This window comes from Bacillus sp. FSL P4-0290, assembly GCF_037975435.1.
Lineage (GTDB): Bacteria > Bacillota > Bacilli > Bacillales > Bacillaceae > Bacillus > Bacillus subtilis.
This window is the reverse complement of record NZ_CP150253.1, coordinates 269,326-289,737: the sequence shown is the minus strand read 5'-3', so window position 1 is coordinate 289,737 and position 20,412 is coordinate 269,326. Positions and strand designations below refer to the sequence as shown.

Below are 20,412 nucleotides of genomic sequence, written 5' to 3'. Positions count from 1 at the left end.
TCCTTTTTTTGTAACAAATTCTCCAAATATATTACGTTACCAAATTAATTAAGTAAAGGGTAATTTTGGCTTATTTTTAAAGAAATTTTAAGATTCATAGGTCATTATTGGTCCTAAAAAGCCAAAAAAAGAAGGCTTATTCGCCTTCTTTTCTTCAATACTCATTGAAATAAGCTTGGATTTTTTGAGGATCATTTGTTTTGGTAAGCGCAAGCATCAGCAACATCCGTGCTTTTTGGGGGTTTAAAGAGTTCGATGCCAGCAAGTCCTTTTCCGCATAGTCTTGGTTTGGTGTGACGACACCATTTCCCGTGCGGGTAGAGCGCACCACTGTGACGCCTTTTTTGACTGCGCTGTCCGCCCCTTTTTCGGCTGCGTCAGATAAAGACCCGTTCCCAGAACCGGCAAATACAATCCCCTTTGCTCCGGCTTTTACAGCAGCGTCAAACAGGTAGCTTCCGTCATTTTGGTATCCATAGATAATGTCAACCTGAGGCAGCTCATCAAGATTAGAAACCGAGAAATCCGTGTCCTTCGTATGCTTACGGGTAATCTCATTATTAAAATAGATATCATCGGCAATTGTTCCGACAAAGCCCATTTCATCTGATTTAAATGTATCTGTTGTGGTTGTGTTTGTTTTGGTGACATATCGGGCTGAGGCAATCCGGTCGTTAAGAACAACAAGCGTCCCTTTCCCTTTTGCCTCAGGGGCACCTGCCACTTTCACTGCATTGTACAGGTTAGAAGGCCCATCAGCGCTGATGGCTGTGGAAGGTCTCATCGAACCGACAATAACAACCGGTTTATCACTTTTCACGGTGAGATTCAAAAAATAAGCGGTTTCCTCCAATGTATCTGTTCCATGAGTCACGACGATTCCGTCTACATCATCTGAAGCGAGCAAGTGGTTGATGCGTTTCGCCAGCTTCAGCAATATTTTATTATCAATATTTGTGCTGCCGACGTTAACAATCTGCTCGCCGCTGACGTTTGCAATGTCCTTCATTTCTGGAACTGCCTCGATCAGTGATTCAACGCCGACAACACCTGCTTTATATTCAGTTGTTGAGGTTTTCGATTGATCGGCACCAGCTATCGTGCCTCCTGTCGCTAAAATTCTAATGTTTGGCAGATCCTTTTTTTCAGAGGCAGAAGCCGAAGAGACTTTTTGTGTCTGCGTTTTTTCTTTCGGGGATTCTTTTGTTTCAGGAGAATGTGAACATCCGGTAAAAACAAACAATAGTGCGGTAAAAAGTACGAGCATTCGTTGTTTTTTCATCTATTTCTCTCCTTACATCCATATGATGATTAATCATTGTACATTTTATCTATTCAGTCAAAAGATCAGTCAGCTTTTCTCTCAGTATTTTTTGTTGTCATATCCTTCTTTTTTTGTCTTTTCATACAATGAATTTTTCTTGACAATTGATGATTGAATCAAGATAATAGACCAGTCACTATATTTTTGATTGCAATTCAGTAAGGTGGGAATGTTATGAGTTATGGAGATTCCCGTGAGAAAATCCTTTCGGCAGCTACCCGGCTTTTTCAGCTGCAAGGGTATTACGGCACGGGGCTGAACCAGATTATAAAGGAAAGCGGCGCGCCTAAAGGCTCTCTTTACTACCACTTTCCCGGGGGTAAAGAACAGCTTGCGATCGAAGCCGTGAATGAGATGAAGGAGTATATCCGTCAGAAAATCGCGGACTGCATGGAAGCCTGCACCGATCCAGCGGAAGGCATTCAAGCCTTTTTGAAGGAGCTCTCCTGCCAGTTTTCATGTACAGAAGACATTGAAGGCTTGCCTGTGGGCTTGCTAGCGGCTGAGACGTCATTGAAAAGCGAACCGTTGCGCGAAGCCTGTCATGAAGCCTACAAAGAATGGGCCTCTGTGTATGAGGAAAAACTGCGGCAGACTGGCTGCAGCGAGAGCCGTGCAAAAGAAGCCAGCACTGTGGTTAACGCGATGATTGAAGGCGGCATCCTTTTATCTTTGACGGCAAAAAACAGTACGCCGCTCCTTCATATCTCCAGCTGCATTCCTGACCTGCTGAAGAGATAAAAAAACGACATACTACATGCAGTTGATAGAGAGGGGAAATGATTTTGGAAACAACAGCTAAAGCATCTCAGCAATACAAAGTGATGCCGATTATGATTTCCTTGCTGTTGGCCGGTTTTATCGGCATGTTCAGTGAAACAGCGCTGAATATTGCGTTAACCGACCTTATGAAGGAATTGAACATTACAGCGGCAACCGTCCAATGGTTAACGACGGGCTACCTGCTTGTACTCGGTATCCTTGTTCCTGTTTCAGGACTGCTGTTGCAGTGGTTCACAACAAGACAGCTTTTTACCGTGTCACTTATCTTTTCAATTTTAGGTACATTCATTGCGGCGCTTGCGCCGAGCTTCTCGTTTTTATTAGCGGCAAGGATCGTTCAGGCACTTGGAACCGGTCTTTTACTGCCCCTAATGTTTAACACAATCTTGGTGATTTTCCCGCCTCATAAACGGGGTGCCGCAATGGGAACGATCGGGCTTGTCATTATGTTCGCGCCCGCCATCGGCCCAACTTTCTCAGGATTGGTTCTGGAGCATCTCAACTGGCACTGGATTTTCTGGATCTCTCTTCCGTTCCTTGTGCTGGCGCTTGTTTTCGGTATCGCATATATGCAGAATGTATCTGAAACGACAAAGCCGAAAATCGATGTATTGTCTATCATCCTGTCGACGATTGGCTTCGGCGGCATTGTGTTCGGATTCAGCAACGCGGGTGAAGGCTCCGGGGGATGGTCCAGCCCGACTGTTATCGTGTCGCTGATTGTCGGCGTTGTCGGCCTTATCCTATTTTCAATCCGCCAGCTGACAATGAAGCAGCCGATGATGAACCTCCGTGCGTTCAAATACCCAATGTTTATTTTGGGTGTGATCATGGTGTTCATTTGTATGATGGTCATTCTGTCATCTATGCTGCTTCTGCCGATGTATCTGCAAGGCGGCTTAGTCCTGACTGCATTTGCATCTGGTCTTGTTCTCTTGCCGGGCGGTATTTTAAATGGATTTATGTCCCCTGTTACAGGCCGCTTGTTCGATAAATACGGGCCGAAATGGCTTGTCATTCCGGGATTTGTGATTGTCACCGTTGTACTATGGTTCTTCTCAAATGTCACGACCACTTCAACAGCTGTGCTGATTATCATCCTGCACACCTGCTTGATGATCGGGATTTCTATGATCATGATGCCTGCACAGACAAACGGTTTAAACCAACTGCCGCGCGAATTTTATCCAGACGGCACCGCCATTATGAACACGCTGCAGCAAATGGCTGGCGCTATCGGAACAGCGGTTGCGGTCAGCATTATGGCTGCAGGCCAGCATGATTATATGAGTACAGTTAAAAACCCTGCCGATCCGGCAGTCATCCCGCAAGCTTTGACAGCGGGTGTACAGCACGCATTTGTGTTTGCAATGATTGTTGCCATTATCGGTTTAATTGGCGCTTTCTTTATGAAGCGCGTGAAGGTAGATCATTAATATGAAAAGCCCCTGACTAATGTTCAGGGGCTTTTTTTATGTTTACTTGTGGATCATTTTCGCCGCGATTTCATCAATCGCGCGCCGCATTTCCTCCTTCGTATTATAAAAATGGGGAGCGAGACGGATCACATTTTCCCGCGGCGCGCAAATCACTTTTTTCTTCTTCAGCAACGCCACCGTTTCCGATGCCCGCTCATCCCGGATCGCAACCATGCCCGGCTGACCCCCACCTTGTGCCGCCAGCTGCAGGCCTTTTTCAGCGGCATATTGAACTGCATCGGCACAGATCGTTTTCACATGATCCCTGATATGAGAAACCCCAATATGATTCAGCAGCGATAAAGCTGCTGCAGCTGCGTATACGCTGATAAAAGCTGGGGTGCCCGTTTGAAAACGACGCGCGCCTTTCGCATAAGCCCCATCAAATCCGTTCTCTCTGCCGAACCAAGCTGATGCTTTCGGTTTCAGTGCGTCAGCCAGCTCCTTTCTCACATAAAGAAACGCCACACCCGGTATGCCGAGCAAATACTTCCGGGTGCCTGCTGCCAGCATATCTACGCCCCATTCCTTCACATCAATGGGAATATGCCCGGCTGATTGATAAGCATCTACAAACAATAAAGAGCCCTTTCTCTGAGAAATCTCGGCAATCGCTTTTATATCCTGAACATAGCCGTCACGATAATGAACGTGAGGAACACACGTCAGTACTGTTTCATCCGAAATATGCGTTTCATATTGTTCAAGCGGCAGCACGCCGTCTATTGATGGAATGACGGATACGGTATAATCGGAGTGTGCCTGCCAAACATGAGGCACCGCCGGAAAATCCATATCTGTATATACAACGTGCTTCTTTCCAAATGCAGTTAAGGACGATGCTACAGAAACCAGTGCATCAGAAACTGACGGCACAATCGCCACTTCATCCGGTTCAGCCCCGATCAGCTTTGCAAACTCGTTTCTCGCAAACTCTGTTTTTTCAATCGCTTCTTTCCAGTTCGTCCCTTTATACAGCAGGCTATCATGATAATCCTGGATCGCCCTTGATACAGGCTCTGCCAATGCGCTCTGAGAACAGCTGGCAAGCATCGTATGCGTCTGCAAGGTTGGGAATAAATGACGATACTGCTGCGGTAAATGCTCCATTATGATTCACTCCTTTACATTATTTTGATGAAAAACCCATAAATAAACAATAGAATAAAAGAAAAAGGAGATGAGAAGATGAGAAAAAAAGTGCTGATCACTGGCTTTGACCCTTTTGACAAAGAAACCGTCAATCCATCATGGGAAGCGGCGAAACGGCTTAATGGCTTCGAGACGGAAGAAGCCATTATTACAGCGGAACAAATTCCAACCGTCTTTAGATCCGCTCTGGGCACTCTGCGCCAAGCCATTCAAACACATCAGCCAGATATCGTGATTTGTGTCGGCCAAGCAGGAGGACGGATGCAGATTACACCGGAACGGGTGGCGATCAACCTTGCAGATGCGCGAATCCCCGATAACGAAGGACATCAGCCGATTGATGAAGAGATTTCTCCAGATGGGCCCGCCGCTTACTGGACAAGGCTTCCCGTGAAACGAATGACTGCTAAGATGAAGGAACACGGCATTCCAGCTGCGGTTTCCTACACAGCGGGGACCTTTGTATGCAACTATTTGTTCTACGGGTTAATGGATCACATTAGCCGGACATCCCCGCACATTCGCGGCGGTTTTATTCATATTCCTTACATTCCGCAGCAAACAATCGACAAAACAGCGCCGAGCCTCAGCCTGGACACGATTGTCCGGGCATTGAGAATCGCCGCTGTTACGGCCGCACAATATGATGAGGATGTGAAGTCACCGGGCGGTACGCTGCACTAAGCGGCCGCCGCTGTTTCTTCCCTCAGCCTCTTTTTGTAGACAAACGCCGATAGGGTGACACTCACTTCAAACAGGACAAGAAGCGGGATCATCACGAGAAAATCAGAAATAAAATCAGGCGGTGTAATCAATATAGATACGACAATCAGCAGAAAATAGGACAGCTTTCTCGCTTTGGCCAGTCTGTAAGGATTTAAGATGCCCAGCCTTGTTAAAAACATCACCACCAAGGGCATCTCAAACAAGAAGCCGAACGGCAGGCTCAAATTCACCATAAACCGAAAGTAGCGGTCAGCCGTAAACATCGTTTCAAAGTGGCCGGAGGATAAATGAGTCAAAAAGCTGAGCACGATCGGAAACAAGACAAAGTATCCGAAGGAGATGCCCGCCAAAAACAACGCAAATAAACCTGGTATGTACATGAGCGTCACCTTGCGCTCCGTTTTCGTCAGCGCCGGTGCAACGAAACGCCACAGCTGGTACGCGGCAACAGGGATAGAAGCCGCAATGGCACAAATGCCGGAAAGCATCATATACACCCAGAGGATTTCACTCGGCCCAAGCACAGCCAGCTTTCCATCCAAATCCCTGATCAGCCAGTCATAAATGTCCTGTACGAACAAAAAAGCCGTGATGAGAAATAGAAAAAATGCCGCAAGGGTGACGATAATCCGGCGGCGAAGCTCTTCTAAATGCCCGATCAGATGGGTTTCTTTTTTATCCATTCAAAAAAGCCCTCCCTTTCATAAAAAAAGAGGCAGACCCGGTGTCTGCCTCATCAGCATTCAGCCCGCGTTTTTGTCCTGCTTTACCGCTGTCAGCTCAGCTGATTTCTCTTCTTTTTCATCACCAGACACAAGTGATTTTGTGGCGCTTTTAAATTCCAGCAGTGTCCGTCCGGCGGCACGCCCGATTTCCGGCAGCTTGGAAGGGCCAAAAATAATGAGGGCGATGACGAAGATCAGAATCAAGCCCGGTATTCCAATGTTTGAAAACATAATTTCCACTCCTTAATTCGTGATTTTTGCCCGCTTCTTAATCATTTGTTTTTCGTGGGCTTTGTTGTGCGCAAAGAAACGATCCTCTTCGACCTCATCGGATTGCTTCACCCCGCCTTGGATTGTGGTGGATGATACCTTTCTCAACCCAGTTTGGTCTTTCTGGTAAACGAATGAAGCCCTCGTGGAAATGGCTGCGCCCGGCTCGGTCACAAACGGCATCACCCGATAATCGGCTTTCCACTGGTGAGGCGTCACTGTACAGCGGACATATCCGCGATAGTCGTTAAAGAACTTGATGTGCGGGTTTTCTTTTAAAATTTGGTCCGTATCCGCCCGCTTATCCGCTCCGTTCCCTCCGGAAGTGATCGAGGTTCCGACAAATTCGGCTCCGAATATTTTTGAACTTGTCTTCTCGAAATCGACATGCAAATTCGATGCCCAGCTTGCATGTACATCACCTGTCAGTACGACAACATTATTCAGATTTTTGCTTTTAATGAAATTGATAACCCGTTCGCGCTGAGCCGGATAGCCGTCCCACGAATCCATGCTGTAGATCGGGCTTGCGCTTGTCCCGAAATTCCACTTGGCAAAGAAAATCTGCTGCGCCAGCACATTCCAGTGGGCAGTCGAGCTGCCCAAATTGTTGAAGAGCCACTGCTCCTGTTCTTTTCCAAGCAGGGTCCGATTCGGATTGCGCGATTCATCAGAAGGCGGCTTATTGCCGTCGTTATTGGCTTGGTCGTCCCTGTACTGGCGGGTATCAAGCACATTGAAGGACGCCAGGTTTCCGTACGTAAAGTGCCGGTACAGCTGCATATCTGGGCCATTCGGCAAAGAGGAAATGCGGAGCGGCATATGTTCATAGTATGCCTGGTATGCTGCCGCGCGGCGGAGCACGAATGCTTCAACCGACTGTCCTTTTTCAGGTATTTTATTGGCATAGTTGTTTTCAACTTCATGGTCATCCCAAGTTACAACCCAAGGGAATGCCGCATGTGCAGCTTTAAGATTGGCGTCAGAACGGTATTGAGCGTGACGGTTCCGATAGTCTTGCAGCGTAATGATTTCCGCGCTGTTGTGCGTGCGGACATTGCCTGTTTTTGATACATATTCATTTGGGCCGTATTCATATATGTAATCACCGAGATGGAAGACAAGATCAAGCTTTTCCTTTGCCATATGCTTGTAGGCCGTATAATATCCGTGCTCATATTGCTGGCAGGAAGCAAATGCAAAGGTCATTTGCGGCACATTGGCGCCAGGGGCAGGCAGTGTTTTTGTTTTTCCGACAGGGCTTAGTTCATGGCCGGTTTTGAAACGATAATAGTACACTTTGTTTGGCTCAAGCCCGTCCGCTTCCACATGAACGGAATGGGCAAGACTCGGTTTAGCCATTTCAGTGCCTTTTCTTACGATTTTGCGGAAATGCTCATCCTTTGCGACCTCCCATTTGACAGGCACCGCTTGCTTCGGCATTCCTCCGCCGTTCAGCGGATCTGGTGCCAGGCGCGTCCAGAGCACGACACTGTCAGAAAGCGGATCACCTGACGCTACCCCTAATGTAAACGGATAGCTTGAGAATTTAGGCGCAGCATTTACTTCAAAAGCCCCAACCGACTGGGCAATCGTTAATCCAAGAGAAAGTCCTGCAATCTTCCCCGCTCCTTGAATAAATTTACGGCGGTCAAACGTATTGTTTTGAAAGCTTTCCTCTTTCAGTTTCTGTACCCATTCATCAAAACGACTGTCGTATGCCATTCAAGATCCCCTCTCTCCTCATTGATCGTCTCCATTATAGGAAATCATTGTTAAACGACTGTGAAGAAGTGTGAACTGATTGTAAGCGCTGAACATCAAAAACAGGTCTTCCCTCACAAGCCTGCCGCTAAAACATGCCGAAAGCTGGCTGAATGACGCGTTTTCTGCATATCCTGTCGTTTGCAAGCCGCCCATTCGGCCTATTTTTCTTCACATGATCTTAAAAAAACAAAAACACCGAGCCATTTCGCAGAATGACTCAGCGCTCTTTATCAGTTATTTCGAAAACAATCTGCTGAAAAAGCCCTTCTTTTTCGGCTTTTCAGCAGGAGGCTCTTGTTCTCTTACAATCCCTTTTTCCTTCGCTTCTTTCAGCCAAAATGGAAATTCAGCAAGCAGAGCATCATAAAGCTCATCATCAGAAATGCGGTCAATCTCTTCGATATGCAGGAAGTTCGTGTTATCAATGACACGAACTTCTAACGTATCCAGTTTATTGAGAAAATCAAAGTTTCCGTTTCCGATGCCGACAAACTGCCAGAACACCGGTTTATCAGAAGAAGCTTCAATTATCGGTTTGATTGACTTTTTACAGCCCCCGTCATTGATAAAAACAATGAAAGCAGGATACGAGCTCGGTTCCTCCGTAACATATTTGCGCAGCACGTCCTTCATGACTGGCGGCTCATCATTTCTGCCGAATTTATGCAAGCGGTCATTATTTAAAATTTCACGATCGACATAGCCCGAAAAATCCTTTTCTGAAACTGGCTTTAATCGGGAAAATTCATTATCATACACCCATACATCCAGCAAACCGTTATCATCAAACTGATCAGCCACTGCCAAAATCCGCTCCACCACATTTTGAACCGTCCCGTTTTTGTAGAGCGGTCTCATCGATCCCGTAATATCAAGAACCAGTCCAACACGAGCCGTCACCTTCGTTAACTGCTTTTTCTCCAGTACGATCTTTACACTTTTCTTTTGCAGGTCAATTGTTGCCATTCTGTCATCTCCGTCAGCTCTTTTTTCTTTGATTATCTCACAGGAATATTTTGCATTGCATCTTTTCAAAGAAAAACACCGTTCAATTTGAACGGTGTCCTGTCTCTAAAATGTGTTATATACATTTTCACACGTCTCCGCCGTCGGCTGATAAAAGCAGTGTGACTTAAATCTGGCCACAAACGGCTGGTTATACCACTGGGCTGGACAGTCCCCCTGCGGCCTGAAGTACCATAAACTAAATTTTGCAGGCCAGCGCCTTTCACCATTAATCGACCGGCGTGCAAGGGCACGCTCGCTATCTCGCGCCCTTTGATAAAAATATCCATGAGTCACAGCCTCAAACGCGTGTGGCTGATAAATCATCTGCCTGATGGTGCGGAGGCCTTTAAAATCTGAGCAATTCGCCCGCAGCCGATTAATTCCAACGTTGCCGACAAGCAGCATCCCCTGCTTGCCTTCGCCTTCCGCTTCCGCTCTGAGCAGCCTTGCCATCAAATCGACATCCGCACTCGTTGCTCTCACGACCGCCATCACGTCACCTCCCCTTGATCTCTTTTCATCATATTTCATTACTTCAGAAGTGATGACGGAGGGACAGGAGAAGTTTTTAAATTTATTCATCTAAAAACAGCAAACATAATGGGCTGTTGGGCATCAAAGCAGCGTCCGGTGCAGTACAAGCTTCACGTTTCCGCTGTCGAAGCGCCGCAGCCTCAATTCCTGGATTCACATCATTGACCCCTCCCCAGCAGATTTGCACCCGCCTCCGAAAAGAAATAAGGTTTAACTTTTTACATTTGAGGAATTATACATAACAAATCAAATGACAAAAGGAGGAATTGTAATGACACATGTGAAAGCGCTCGCTATTAAAGGTATTATGACGATTATTGTGTTGTATCTGGTGCTTGGTCTGGGCTTTGGTTTCACGTTTGGTGATACGCTGCTAATGACGATTGTGTTAGGGGTTATTTCTTATTTGCTGGGCGATCTTTATGTATTGCCGAGATGGAATAATATGATTGCAACTTTGGCTGATTTTGGCTTGGCCTTTCTTGTGATCTGGCTGATGGGCATGCCGCTTTCCCTGGGGATGACTGGCGGTGAAGTTGCATTGGCGGCTTTATTCGGCGCGATCGTCATGGCAATCGGTGAATATTGCTTCCATTTCTATATGATGAGCAAAGAGATTGGCAAGAAGCATTATCTTGAAACAAGAACAGACTCATAATGGAAAGGCCGGTGCTGACAGCATCGGCCTTTTATACATATTGGGCGCCTTTGTTTACGCATCCTGCTTGTCCGCATTCCTGATCGCCATGTAGGAAAAGAACAAACCGAATGCCGCTAACGATAACGGGATATACACAACAGATGAAATCGAGAAGCCCGGACTTGTTGAGCTGATGAGCATCACAATTACTACAGATGAAATGATGGTCGCCGGAACCGAGTGTCTACGCATCCCAAAAAAGATGGGAACTAAACTGGTTCCAGCGGCGCCAAAAGCGAAAACCGCCATTTTGACCGCCTGTTGAGAAATGATCTCGGAAGTAAGCTCTCCCGGTATGAAAAGGCAGATCGAGTTCAGCCAAAAGAAACCGGCGGCTATGAGTATATTTGAAAGTAAAATCGTGATAAACGTCAGTCCGCCCGCGATCATGAGCTTAGCGGTGAGCAGCTTTTTACGGCTGATCGGGTACGTGAACATCACAAGAATGGTTTTGTTTTTATATTCCGAAATCACCAATTTTACGATCAGCACAGCGCCAAATACGATAAATACCGCTCTGACGAAGGTGCCGATGATGAGGAATGCTTCATCCGTACTTTGGAACGAAACCCCGCCATCGGCTTTTTCGGAATAACTGATCAGCCACATAAAACCCATAATGATCACGTTGGCAATGAGGGCACCTCTCATATACCAGCCCATTTTCATTTTTCTTAATTCGATTCTGATCAAATTCATCAACGTGTCTCTCCTCCTTTACGCACTAATGCTATTGCCGTTGATCAATTTGATAAAATAATCCTCTAGCGACGTATACTTTTTGTTCAATGATTCAATGTCTACATCATTTAAAATCAGCGCTTTGGATATAGCAGCCTGTGAGGCTTCGGCTTCGTAAATTCGGATTGTTTTCTCATTTAAAATTTTAAAGTTGGTTAATTTCAGCTCTTTCTCAAGCACAAAGCAGGCCCTTGTCTGATTCGGCGTGACAAGCTCGATGTATTCAGTGTTCTGGCCTCTGACATCTTCCATCGACACCTCTTCTAGCAGCCTGCCGTCCCGAATGACGCCGATCGTGTCCGCAATTTGTTCGATTTCACTCAGCAAGTGGCTTGAGATCAGCAGCGTCATCCCGTACTCTTTGCTCAGCACTTGAAACAATTGCCTGATCTTTTTAATGCCGAGAGGGTCAAGACCATTCACCGGCTCATCCAAAATGAGCAGGTCCGGCTTCGTGAGGATGGCACGCGCAATCCCAAGACGCTGCTTCATCCCGAGCGAAAATGTTTTGACGGGCTTCTTGTCGATTTGTTTTAAATTCACCATATCCAGCACTTCTTGAATGGCTTTTTTATTATGGTACCCCATGTATTCACAATGCAGATCTAAATTTTCTTCAGCTGTCAGGTTTTCATAAAAAATCGGATATTCAATCATGCTGCCGATGTTCCCCAGCACCTCATATGACGTGTGGGTGAACTTGTTCCCAAGGATGATGATTTCACCGCTTGTCGGTTTGACAAGGCTCGTCAGCATTTTCATGATGGTTGTTTTCCCCGCGCCGTTCGGGCCGAGAAAGCCGTAGATTTCACCTTTTTTAATATGCATGCTGACATTGGATACGACCTCTATGCCCTGATACGTTTTGGTCAGCCCGTTTGTTTGTACGATATAAGTCAACTTTGTTTCTCCTTCCCTCTCTTTTCCTGTTTTCTATTGTAGCGGCGAGCCCTGTCATTTTTATTTCTCAAACCTTAAGAAATTCTTACGATTAATATGTCATGCGTTTCAATGTAATCGTAAATGCAGTCCTTTCGTACGGCTTGCTTTGAACGGATATGGTGCCTCCCATTTTTTCTGTAAGCCGTTTCGTGATGGTTAAACCGAGACCGCTTCCTTGAAATGCTTTATTTCTGGATTCTTCAAGTGTGTACAGCCTCTCAAACACCCGCTGCTGATCGGTTTCACTAATCCCTTTTCCGCGATCCCATACGGTGATGGCGATGTTCCTCTCATCATAAGACAGCGTCAGTCCGATTAACTTGCCGGCCGCGCCATATTGAATCGCATTGGACAATAGGTTTTGCAGGATTCTGTCCAGAGCCTCTTCATTCGCCTGCGCATACACCGGCGTATCCGGTATATCGATGGCTGCTTGAAAGCCTTTTGACTGAACAACGTCATAATAGTGCAGGATATTTCGTTTGCATATGTCGTTCATATGTACTTTGGTGATCGGGATCTCTTTATCTTCAGATTCTAATTTCGCTAAATCAAAAAAGGAATTGATCATCTGAATAAGTTCATTTGTTTTCTGGCGGAGCTTCCCCAACAATCTTTCCCGCTCTTCTTCCGGCATGTTCGGGTCACTTTGAATGGCTTCGATATAACCGAGAATGACCGTTAACGGCGTTTTCAGGTCGTGCGACATATTGGTCAGCATCCGCTTCATGGATTGCTCTGTTTTGGCAAATTGGGCGCTGATCTGCTGACGATTCTCAACGAAAAGATTAATGTTAACAAGCAAGTCTTTGAGCGCATGATCGTCTGTAGGAAGCAAAATTTGTCCTGCCGAATCCCGGCTGAGCATGTAGCTAAGCTGGTCAGCCGTGTAAGCCAGATTCCCGTCCCGCTTCTTTTTCATTATGAATTGAATCACATTCAGACACGCCAGAGCGATGACAGCGGCCACCCATAGCACTGTCATTCTAAAACTCTCCTAATTTATAACCGATGCCCCATAGCGTTTTAATATATTGAGGGGAGGAGGGGTCATCCTCAATCTTTTCTCTGAGCCGCCGCATATGTACGTTAATGATGTTCTGATCATCAAAGTACTCTTCATTCCAAACGGAACGGTAGATTTGTTCTTTCGTAAACACTTTTTTAGGATTTGATGCAAATAAGCACAGCAGCTGCCATTCTGTTGACGTCAGCTGGAGCGGCTCTCCGTTTTTCAAAACGGAAACATTGTCTATATCTATCGCAAGCTGGTGAATCCGGATCACCTTATTCACAGCCGGCTCCTCTGCCGAATATTGCGTCGCCCGCCGTATCGCGGCTTTTACTCTGGCTGTCAGCTCAATCATCGAAAACGGTTTGGCGATATAATCATCCGCCCCAAAACCCAGTCCCAATGCCTTATCCACATCTCCGTCTTTTGCCGAAATCATTAAGACCGGTATATTGCTTTTTTCCCGGATGATTTTCAGAAAATCCATGCCGTTCAGCTTCGGGAGCATGATATCAAGGAGGACCAAATCGTATGAATCCTGCTGAAACAGCCGGATGCCCTCTTCTCCGTCCAAAGCATGCACAATTCCAAAGCCTTCTTTTGTTAAATAATGATCCACCATTTCACTGATTGAGTGGTCGTCTTCTACAAGCAATATGCGCTGCATCTTCTCACCTAACCTTTACAAAATCAAAAAACACACACGTAATTACACTTATTGTAATTGAAAAACGTGTGTGTTTTATAAAAATTATTCTTTTTTTCCTATTTTCAGCTTCCTGTATTCCATGCCCGTAATGACAAAAAATACGGCACCGCATCCAATGACTTGAATGAGCCCGAGCCGTTCACCGAGAAATAAAGCTCCATAGAAAATCGTCAGGATAGGCCCTGCCATTGAAATGGCGGCGGCTCGCTGTGCCCCGATTCGTTTTATGCCCTCAAGCATTAGCACAAATGGAATCACTGTGGTAACGACTGCAATTACCGCGAACAAACCATACATAGAAAGCGGATATGCTGCCATTGGCGTATTCATGCCAGCCGCCGATTTGATCCCTGTGTAAAGCATCATGGCAGCTCCAGCAGCTGTCATCCCGTATGCATTGAGACGGATCCCCCCCGATTTGATGGACGAGATGCCCGGAAAGGACAAGATAACCAGCATAGACGGCCGAAGATAACAAAATGAATACAGCTCCAATCATATTCGCCTGGAAAAGCTCAGCATTCCAGCCGCCCAGCGCCAAGAAAAGCCCAAACATGACCGCCAGAACTGCGAAAAGGTCCTGAATTGAAGACATTTTCCGGTCACGACACGCGGTGAATCCAAACACAAACAACGGATAGCTCATCAGCAATATACGTTCAACCATTGCGGATACATGGTTCAGCCCGATAAAATCAAGCAAGGGAGACAGAAAAAAACAAAACACTCCCGCGCCACAAGCCTTCCATAGGTCTCCTTTTTTCTTACCGTCTGGCATTGGAGGACGGTATATTAAAAAAATCAGCCAAAACAGCGGAACAGCCAGCAGCTGCCTGTATAGCAGCACGGCATCTGGCTCAGCACCCATTTGGTATGCCCATTTTATCCAAATCGATTTAGACGCAAAACAAACTGTTCCGATCAGCAAAAAAATCGTACCTGCTGCGGCCTCACGAATCTTACTCTGCTCTTCTGCTCTCATCTCAGCTCAGCTTTTCTCCTTTACTTATTCAAATGCTTTTGGATAAAATCCAGAAGCGTATATCCTTGAGCAGTCAGAATAACACCTTTTCCGCTGCAGGCCGGGCAAGGTGTTCCTTCGATTTCTCCCGCTCTTTCACATTTAGGACATGCGACCTCAAGATCATCAGTTGCAATGACCATTTGATATCCTCCTTTCTAACTCATCTGCTATGCCACCACCAGCCATCGTCCATTGGCCGTCACCTCCTTTAAGAAACACAAAAAACCCCCGTCCTATGCAAAGGACGAGGGTCTCGCGGTACCACCTTTATTAACAGCTATACAGCCGTTCACTCTAAGTACAGAAAACCTATGTTTCGATACTCCTCTCTTGGTAACGGGGAGAGAAACCCGGCATCGCCTACTATCCGTTCAGCAAAGCAATTTAGAAGCCCATTCGGCATCAGGGGAGGATCGGTTCACACCTGCCACCGACTCTCTGAACCTCCATTCTGATACGTACTTACTCTTCCTCACGATTGTTGCTCCGTTCTATTATTTGTAAAGTTTATAATACTTGGTTCTTGAAATGAAGTCAATTGGTTAACCCGGTTTTACACCAAGTGCTTCCAGCGCCATATTGATGTGTTCCTCCTGCTGTGTTTGCAGAGCGAGCTTGGCGATTTCCACCGGATACGCCGCCTGCATCTCTGAAATGTGTTCCTGCATTTTTGCCCATATCCGGCCGCCTGCTTGATTATAGTATTCAAGTAAACGGGCAGTTTCTTTTTCCCCGAAAATGGTTTGATAAAGAACAAAATCCTTGGCTGGATCGGCAACCTTCGCTTCTGTCCAATCCAGAAGTCCTGTGACACGTTCATTTTGGTCGATAAGAATATGCGGCGGGTGGAGATCGCCGTGTATCAAAGAAGAGAAACCAGGCCAGTATGCATCATCATTTATCCACTTTTGCCATCTTTCCCAAAGCTGACTAGATACACCAAGCTTATTCTTCACATCAACCATAGAGTCTGCTGTCATTTGCCTGAAATCTTCTGGCCTTATCACTTCTATTCCGGATTGCCCAGCAGATATTTGATCCGTGCCATGTAATTCAGCCAGTATGTCGGCAAGTGTGCGGACAAAGTCGTCTGACGGCGGCTGATGATCCATATTCCATACATATTGCTTTTGTTCCAAGTCAATTCCAGCAGCCGGCGTTCCTTTTAACATGGGGTAAGCGATCAATTCCGGTGTATGAATTCTCCAATCCGGCACATCAGCAGTCAGATTCGCGCGGAGAAAGGCAAGCGTTATGCCTTCTGCAGATGCTCTTTCCACAACATCACTTCGCCGCGGTTTTCGCAGCACCCATGGCATACCTGTGTCGTCCTTGGCAAATACAACTTGAAAGTCCATTCCTGTTTCATTCAATTGCGCGTTCTCAGAATGAACCGTCAAACCTTGGCTGCGTGCAAGCCCGACAATCTCAGTGATAAGCTGTTTTTCGTTAAGGTTTGTCATCCCATTTCCCCTTTCTCATGCTCCGGCCTGCAGTAGAGAGAAGGGATGCTTGAAGGCACAAAAAAGGGCAGGCACGCCACCCTCTTTTTTGATAATCATGTAAGGGCTCATACATAGGCGGATTCATCCCGATTCTCTCGCATTCAGGCGAGAGTTGTTCACTATTGAATTCGTGTCACTCGGAATCTAATGAATGCCATGCTGTAACCCCTCCGTTTCCTATACGCTGTTTTTCATTTTACAGCATATTCCATCTTTCCGCTATAAAAACATGAATCAAGTCACTGGAGCAGGATTAAACAAGCACAAATCATTATGAAGACCCCAACGGTCTGCCCACGTTTGTTTGCGGCCGCTTGCCACATCCAAAATCGTCCTGAAGATTTCCCAGCCTACGTCTTCGATACTGGCCTCTCCTGTCGCGATTCGGCCGGCATTGATATCGATTAAATCAGCCCAATGCTCTGATAAGGAATGCCGAGTTGATACTTTCAGCACCGGTGCAGCAGCCAGGCCATATGGTGTTCCCCTCCCTGTCGTAAACACCTGCAGATTCATGCCCGCAGCCAGCTGCAGGGTGCCGCACACAAAATCGCTTGCCGGTGTCGCCGCGAACAGCAGGCCTTTTTGCTCTGCTCTTTCACCAGGGCCGAGCACGCCGGAGATGGGGCTTGTGCCTGATTTCGCCACCGAACCTAACGCTTTTTCCACCACATTGGATAATCCGCCTTTTTTATTGCCTGGTGACGGGTTTGCGCTTCGGTCTGCGTCTCCCCGCCGGAGATAGCTGTCATACCACTTCATCTCTTTGATCAGTGATTGTCCGACCTCTTCACTGACAGCCCGCGGCGTTAATAAATGAATGGCATCCCGCACCTCTGTCACTTCAGAAAACAAAACCGTTGCACCTGCGCGAACCAATAAATCAGCCGCATACCCCACGGCAGGGTTCGCCGTCACGCCGGAAAACGCATCACTGCCGCCGCATTGCAGGCCGATAACCAGATCCGAAACAGGACATGACACCCGGGTTCTGCTGTTCAGCCTGATTAACCGTTCCTCCGCCATTTCCAAAATGGATTGGATCATCGCCGCAAAACCTCGGTGATCCTGAAGCGATAGAATGTCATCATCATTTTCGGAGGAAATTCTTTCCGGGAGGAGCTTTTCACATCCCAATCCGATGACCATTACTTCTCCGCCGAAGTTCGGATGCTTCGCGAGATTTTGAATCGTGCGGATCGGAATGACAGCGTCGGGCGCATTGATCGCCACGCCGCATCCGTATTGATGATGCAGCGGCACAACGTCATCGACATTTGGGTATTTCGGCAGCAGCTCTTCTTTTATTCGTTTGACTGCATAATCCAAAACGCCAACAACACATTGAACACTTGTCGTGATGCCGAGGATATTTTTTGTCCCCGCACTGCCATCCGCATTTCGGTACCCTTCAAACGTGTAGCCTTCAAGAGGGGGCCGCGGCTGCGGCACTCTGTTTGCGAGAGGAAGATCGTCTAACGCCGGAGGAGCGGGCATTCTCACGAGGGCTTCCTGTATCCAGCTCCCGCGTTTGATCGTCTCATCAGCAAATCCGATCACCTCTCCGTAACGCACGATCTCGTCCCCTTGATTGAGATCGGTGAGGGCCACCTTATGGCCTTGAGGAACATCCTCTTCAAGTACGAGCCCGCATGAGAAAACAGTGCCCTTTGGCAGTCCTCCATCATTTACAATAATCGCAGTGTTATCTATTTCATGCACTTTGATGTAAAGGGGGGCTTGGTTCTTCCTGAGGTTCATCGCCATATGAAAATCACTCCTCATATCTTAGTAAGCGTTTTCTAAATTGGTTTTAAAAAAACCGCAGCTCTTACGTTTCAACTGCGGTTGCTCACCATTATTTTTCATCCATTCCTTTTAGAATTTTGTCACGGACAAATTTCAGATGTTCATACATGTGGTAATGTGCTTTGTACGGATCTCTTTTGGCAAGGGCGTCGTAGATTTTTTTGTGATATTCGACCGTTACATCTCTCTCCCTGTACGGAATTTGGCTGTCAATTTTCGCATGGGTGATCAGCAGGGACTGAATCATCCCTTCAACGACGGGGTTATTGGCGCTTAACGCAATAATTCGATGGAACTCTTTATCCGCTTCACCATAAAGATTGTCAGTGCTGTTGGCAATATCGTCGATCGTCTTCTGCAAACGCTGAAGCTCTTCCTCATTGATTTTTTCCGCGGCAATTGTCACGAGTCCGAGTTCTAGCGCCATCCGCGCTTCAATGATAGCCGGAAGATTATCAGTGGCCAAGGCAAGCATGACGGAAAACGGCTGCATGCCGATTTTATCGTTGAAATATGTGCCCCCTCGTGTTTTTCTCGTAATGACGCCCAGCGTTTCAAGTGAACTGAGTGCCTCCCGAAGCACCGGCCTGCTGACATGCAAAATGTCCATCAGTTCCATTTCTGTCGGCAATTTGTCTCCGGCCCTCAACTGTCCGCTCGATAATAAATGGACAATCCGTTCGATGACCTGCTTGGCTAATGTTTTCCGATTGACTGTATCGACTTTCAAATCCTCTAAACCTTCGTACACGAACAACTCTCCCTTCAGTTGTTCAATTGTAAGACAAAATAGCGGATATGACAATATTTACAATCAAACTTATCGCACAAGACACGGGCGCTTCCGGTCAAATTCCCAGTTGCTGATCAGGAACTGCATTGGGATCGCGTCATTCCGTGCGCCTAAATTCATTTTCCGATAGATCTCATGCGCTTTTTCCACTTGTTCCATATCAATATCGACGCCTAGTCCAGGCTTATCCGGCACCTTGACACAGCCAGAAGAAATCTCAAAAGGCTGTTTCGTTAATCGCTGCCCGTCCTGCCAGATCCAATGGGTATCAATCGCCGTGATGCGCCCCGGAGCCGCTGCTGCTACATGGGTAAACATCGCTAGGGAAATATCAAAGTGGTTGTTGGAGTGCGAGCCCCATGTCAAACCCCAATCATGGCACATTTGCGCAACCCGCACCGACCCTTGCATCGTCCAAAAATGCGGATCAGCCAGCGGTATATCGACCGCGTGGAGCTGAATCGCGTGACCCATTTCCCGCCAGTCAGTCGCAATCATATTTGTCGCAGTCGGAAGCCCTGTCGCGCGGCGGAATTCAGCCATTACTTCACGAGCGGAGTAGCCATTCTCATCCCCGCATGGATCTTCCGCATACGCGAGCACATCTTGCTTTCCTTTGCATAATGCAATAGCTTCCTCTAATGACCATGCCCCGTTCGGATCAAGAGTGATCCTTGCCTCTGGAAAACGTTTCGATAATGCGGTAACAGCTTCGATTTCCTCTTCTCCCCGCAGCACCCCGCCTTTCAACTTGAAATCCTGAAAGCCATAGCGCTCCTGTGCGGATTCGGCAAGACGCACAATGGCCTCCGGCGTCAGCGCTTCCTCATGGCGCAGACGGAACCAGGCACAATCTGACTGCTCATCGCTTTGATACGGCAAGGTCGTCCGATTTCGGTCGCCGATGTAAAAGAGGTAACCGAGCATTTTTACTTCATCACGCTGCTTCCCTCCGCCCAGCAAAGCCGCGACCGGTTCCTGAAGAAACTTTCCAAGCAAATCTAACAATGCCGCTTCCAGTGCGGTGACGGCGTGCACAGTGGTGCGCAAATCAAACGTCTGGTTTCCTCGCCCTCCCCTGTCCTGATCGCCAAACTGCTTTCTGACCGTTTGCAATATCGCTTGGTACGCACCGATAGATTTTCCGACAACAAGCGGCTCTGAAAGCTCCAGTGTGCGGCGAATATGCTCTCCGCCAGGCACCTCGCCGACTCCCTGATTTCCGCTGCTGTCCGTTAAGATTACGATATTCCGGGTAAAAAACGGGCTGTGTGCTCCGCTTAGATTCAGCAGCATGCTGTCATGTCCCGCAACAGGAATCACCTTCATTTCAGAAATTGAGGGAATATTCGATCTTTTTTCTTTTTGAACCTGCTCTTGTATCGGTGAACTCATGCATTTTCCTCCCTT

The 20,412-nt window shown here is 47.0% G+C and carries 22 protein-coding genes, 1 pseudogene and 1 other annotated feature; of the genes and pseudogenes, 5 read left to right on the top strand and 18 right to left on the bottom strand.

The annotated features are described in order from the left end of the window. Positions 1-154: 154 nt before the first annotated feature. Positions 155-1,282: an asparaginase AnsZ gene (gene ansZ / locus MKY10_RS01590; protein ID WP_015252898.1), complete on the bottom strand. Its 1,128-nt coding sequence runs from the start codon at positions 1,280-1,282 to the stop codon at positions 155-157. Positions 1,283-1,498: 216 nt separating this feature from the next. Here ansZ and lmrA point away from each other — a divergent pair, with 216 nt between their 5' ends. Together lmrA and lmr(B) are read left to right on the top strand one after the other, a co-directional pair. Then, positions 1,499-2,065 carry a transcriptional regulator LmrA gene (gene lmrA / locus MKY10_RS01585; RefSeq protein WP_003246449.1) on the top strand — a complete coding sequence of 189 codons (567 nt, stop codon included), beginning with the start codon at positions 1,499-1,501 and terminating at the stop codon, positions 2,063-2,065. Positions 2,066-2,103: 38 nt separating this feature from the next. After that, positions 2,104-3,543, top strand: coding sequence for a lincomycin efflux MFS transporter Lmr(B) (gene lmr(B), locus MKY10_RS01580; RefSeq protein WP_010886396.1), 1,440 nt, complete (start codon positions 2,104-2,106; stop codon positions 3,541-3,543). Between the two features lie 42 nt (positions 3,544-3,585). Here lmr(B) and MKY10_RS01575 read toward each other — a convergent pair whose 3' ends face one another. Continuing rightward, positions 3,586-4,695, bottom strand: a complete 1,110-nt coding sequence (locus MKY10_RS01575) for an aminotransferase class V-fold PLP-dependent enzyme (RefSeq protein ID WP_015252899.1) — start codon at positions 4,693-4,695, stop codon at positions 3,586-3,588. A 78-nt stretch (positions 4,696-4,773) separates the two neighbouring features. Between MKY10_RS01575 and pcp the strand changes: the two genes are divergently transcribed. Then, on the top strand, positions 4,774-5,421 hold the full coding sequence (gene pcp / locus MKY10_RS01570; protein ID WP_015252900.1) for a pyroglutamyl-peptidase I: 648 nt from the start codon (positions 4,774-4,776) through the stop codon (positions 5,419-5,421). Here pcp and tatC read toward each other — a convergent pair. The 6 genes from tatC to cwlJ form a co-directional block, all read right to left on the bottom strand. Further along, on the bottom strand, positions 5,418-6,146 hold the full coding sequence (tatC, locus tag MKY10_RS01565; protein ID WP_014475692.1) for a twin-arginine translocase subunit TatC: 729 nt from the start codon (positions 6,144-6,146) through the stop codon (positions 5,418-5,420). The two genes, pcp and tatC, sit on opposite strands and share 4 nt — an antisense overlap. Positions 6,147-6,206: 60 nt before the next feature. After that, positions 6,207-6,419, bottom strand: a complete 213-nt coding sequence (gene tatAD, locus MKY10_RS01560; protein WP_003223835.1) for a sec-independent protein translocase protein TatAD — start codon at positions 6,417-6,419, stop codon at positions 6,207-6,209. Between the two features lie 12 nt (positions 6,420-6,431). Further along, a complete protein-coding gene (gene phoD, locus MKY10_RS01555; RefSeq protein ID WP_014475691.1) occupies positions 6,432-8,183 on the bottom strand; it encodes an alkaline phosphatase PhoD in 1,752 nt (583 codons plus the stop codon). A gap of 18 nt (positions 8,184-8,201) precedes the next feature. After that, the gene (locus MKY10_RS01550; RefSeq protein WP_019712346.1) at positions 8,202-8,378 is read right to left on the bottom strand and encodes a hypothetical protein; all 177 of its coding nucleotides are present in this window, start codon (positions 8,376-8,378) and stop codon (positions 8,202-8,204) included. A gap of 81 nt (positions 8,379-8,459) precedes the next feature. After that, on the bottom strand, positions 8,460-9,191 hold the full coding sequence (locus MKY10_RS01545) for a VWA domain-containing protein (protein ID WP_029726969.1): 732 nt from the start codon (positions 9,189-9,191) through the stop codon (positions 8,460-8,462). A gap of 105 nt (positions 9,192-9,296) precedes the next feature. Then, a complete protein-coding gene (gene cwlJ, locus MKY10_RS01540; protein WP_003246500.1) occupies positions 9,297-9,725 on the bottom strand; it encodes a cell wall hydrolase CwlJ in 429 nt (142 codons plus the stop codon). A 313-nt stretch (positions 9,726-10,038) separates the two neighbouring features. On the opposite strand from cwlJ, the gene MKY10_RS01535 reads away from it, so the two are divergent. Beyond that, positions 10,039-10,425, top strand: a complete 387-nt coding sequence (locus tag MKY10_RS01535; protein ID WP_014478718.1) for a YndM family protein — start codon at positions 10,039-10,041, stop codon at positions 10,423-10,425. Continuing rightward, positions 10,385-10,519, top strand: coding sequence for a hypothetical protein (locus MKY10_RS01530; RefSeq protein WP_119122840.1), 135 nt, complete (start codon positions 10,385-10,387; stop codon positions 10,517-10,519). The genes MKY10_RS01535 and MKY10_RS01530 overlap by 41 nt, the downstream gene beginning before the upstream one ends. Here MKY10_RS01530 and MKY10_RS01525 read toward each other — a convergent pair. The 10 genes and pseudogenes from MKY10_RS01525 to gudD form a co-directional block, all read right to left on the bottom strand. Continuing rightward, positions 10,480-11,166, bottom strand: coding sequence for an ABC transporter permease (locus tag MKY10_RS01525; RefSeq protein WP_080348100.1), 687 nt, complete (start codon positions 11,164-11,166; stop codon positions 10,480-10,482). The two genes, MKY10_RS01530 and MKY10_RS01525, sit on opposite strands and share 40 nt — an antisense overlap. Before the next feature lie 18 nt (positions 11,167-11,184). After that, positions 11,185-12,108: an ABC transporter ATP-binding protein gene (locus MKY10_RS01520; RefSeq protein ID WP_029726967.1), complete on the bottom strand. Its 924-nt coding sequence runs from the start codon at positions 12,106-12,108 to the stop codon at positions 11,185-11,187. 91 nt (positions 12,109-12,199) lie between these two features. Beyond that, the gene (gene ycbM, locus MKY10_RS01515) at positions 12,200-13,135 is read right to left on the bottom strand and encodes a two-component system sensor histidine kinase YcbM (RefSeq protein WP_015252907.1); all 936 of its coding nucleotides are present in this window, start codon (positions 13,133-13,135) and stop codon (positions 12,200-12,202) included. 1 nt (position 13,136) lies between these two features. After that, positions 13,137-13,817, bottom strand: a complete 681-nt coding sequence (gene ycbL, locus MKY10_RS01510) for a two-component system response regulator YcbL (protein ID WP_080348099.1) — start codon at positions 13,815-13,817, stop codon at positions 13,137-13,139. A 96-nt stretch (positions 13,818-13,913) separates the two neighbouring features. Continuing rightward, positions 13,914-14,853, bottom strand: a pseudogene (locus MKY10_RS01505) (DMT family transporter). Positions 14,854-14,873: 20 nt separating this feature from the next. After that, positions 14,874-15,035: an anti-TRAP regulator gene (gene rtpA, locus MKY10_RS01500; RefSeq protein ID WP_003234807.1), complete on the bottom strand. Its 162-nt coding sequence runs from the start codon at positions 15,033-15,035 to the stop codon at positions 14,874-14,876. Positions 15,036-15,132: 97 nt separating this feature from the next. Continuing rightward, positions 15,133-15,380: a binding site (T-box leader), on the bottom strand. 57 nt (positions 15,381-15,437) lie between these two features. Beyond that, entirely contained in the window at positions 15,438-16,358 is a 921-nt protein-coding gene (mphK, locus tag MKY10_RS01495; RefSeq protein ID WP_048654987.1) for a macrolide 2'-phosphotransferase MphK, read from the bottom strand. Positions 16,359-16,634: 276 nt separating this feature from the next. After that, the gene (gene garD / locus MKY10_RS01490) at positions 16,635-18,167 is read right to left on the bottom strand and encodes a galactarate dehydratase (RefSeq protein ID WP_029726963.1); all 1,533 of its coding nucleotides are present in this window, start codon (positions 18,165-18,167) and stop codon (positions 16,635-16,637) included. Positions 18,168-18,258: 91 nt separating this feature from the next. After that, entirely contained in the window at positions 18,259-18,960 is a 702-nt protein-coding gene (locus tag MKY10_RS01485) for a FadR/GntR family transcriptional regulator (RefSeq protein ID WP_003234813.1), read from the bottom strand. A gap of 69 nt (positions 18,961-19,029) precedes the next feature. After that, positions 19,030-20,397 (bottom strand): glucarate dehydratase, encoded by a 1,368-nt coding sequence (gene gudD / locus MKY10_RS01480; protein WP_048654986.1) that lies wholly within the window; start codon positions 20,395-20,397, stop codon positions 19,030-19,032. Positions 20,398-20,412 lie beyond the last annotated feature (15 nt).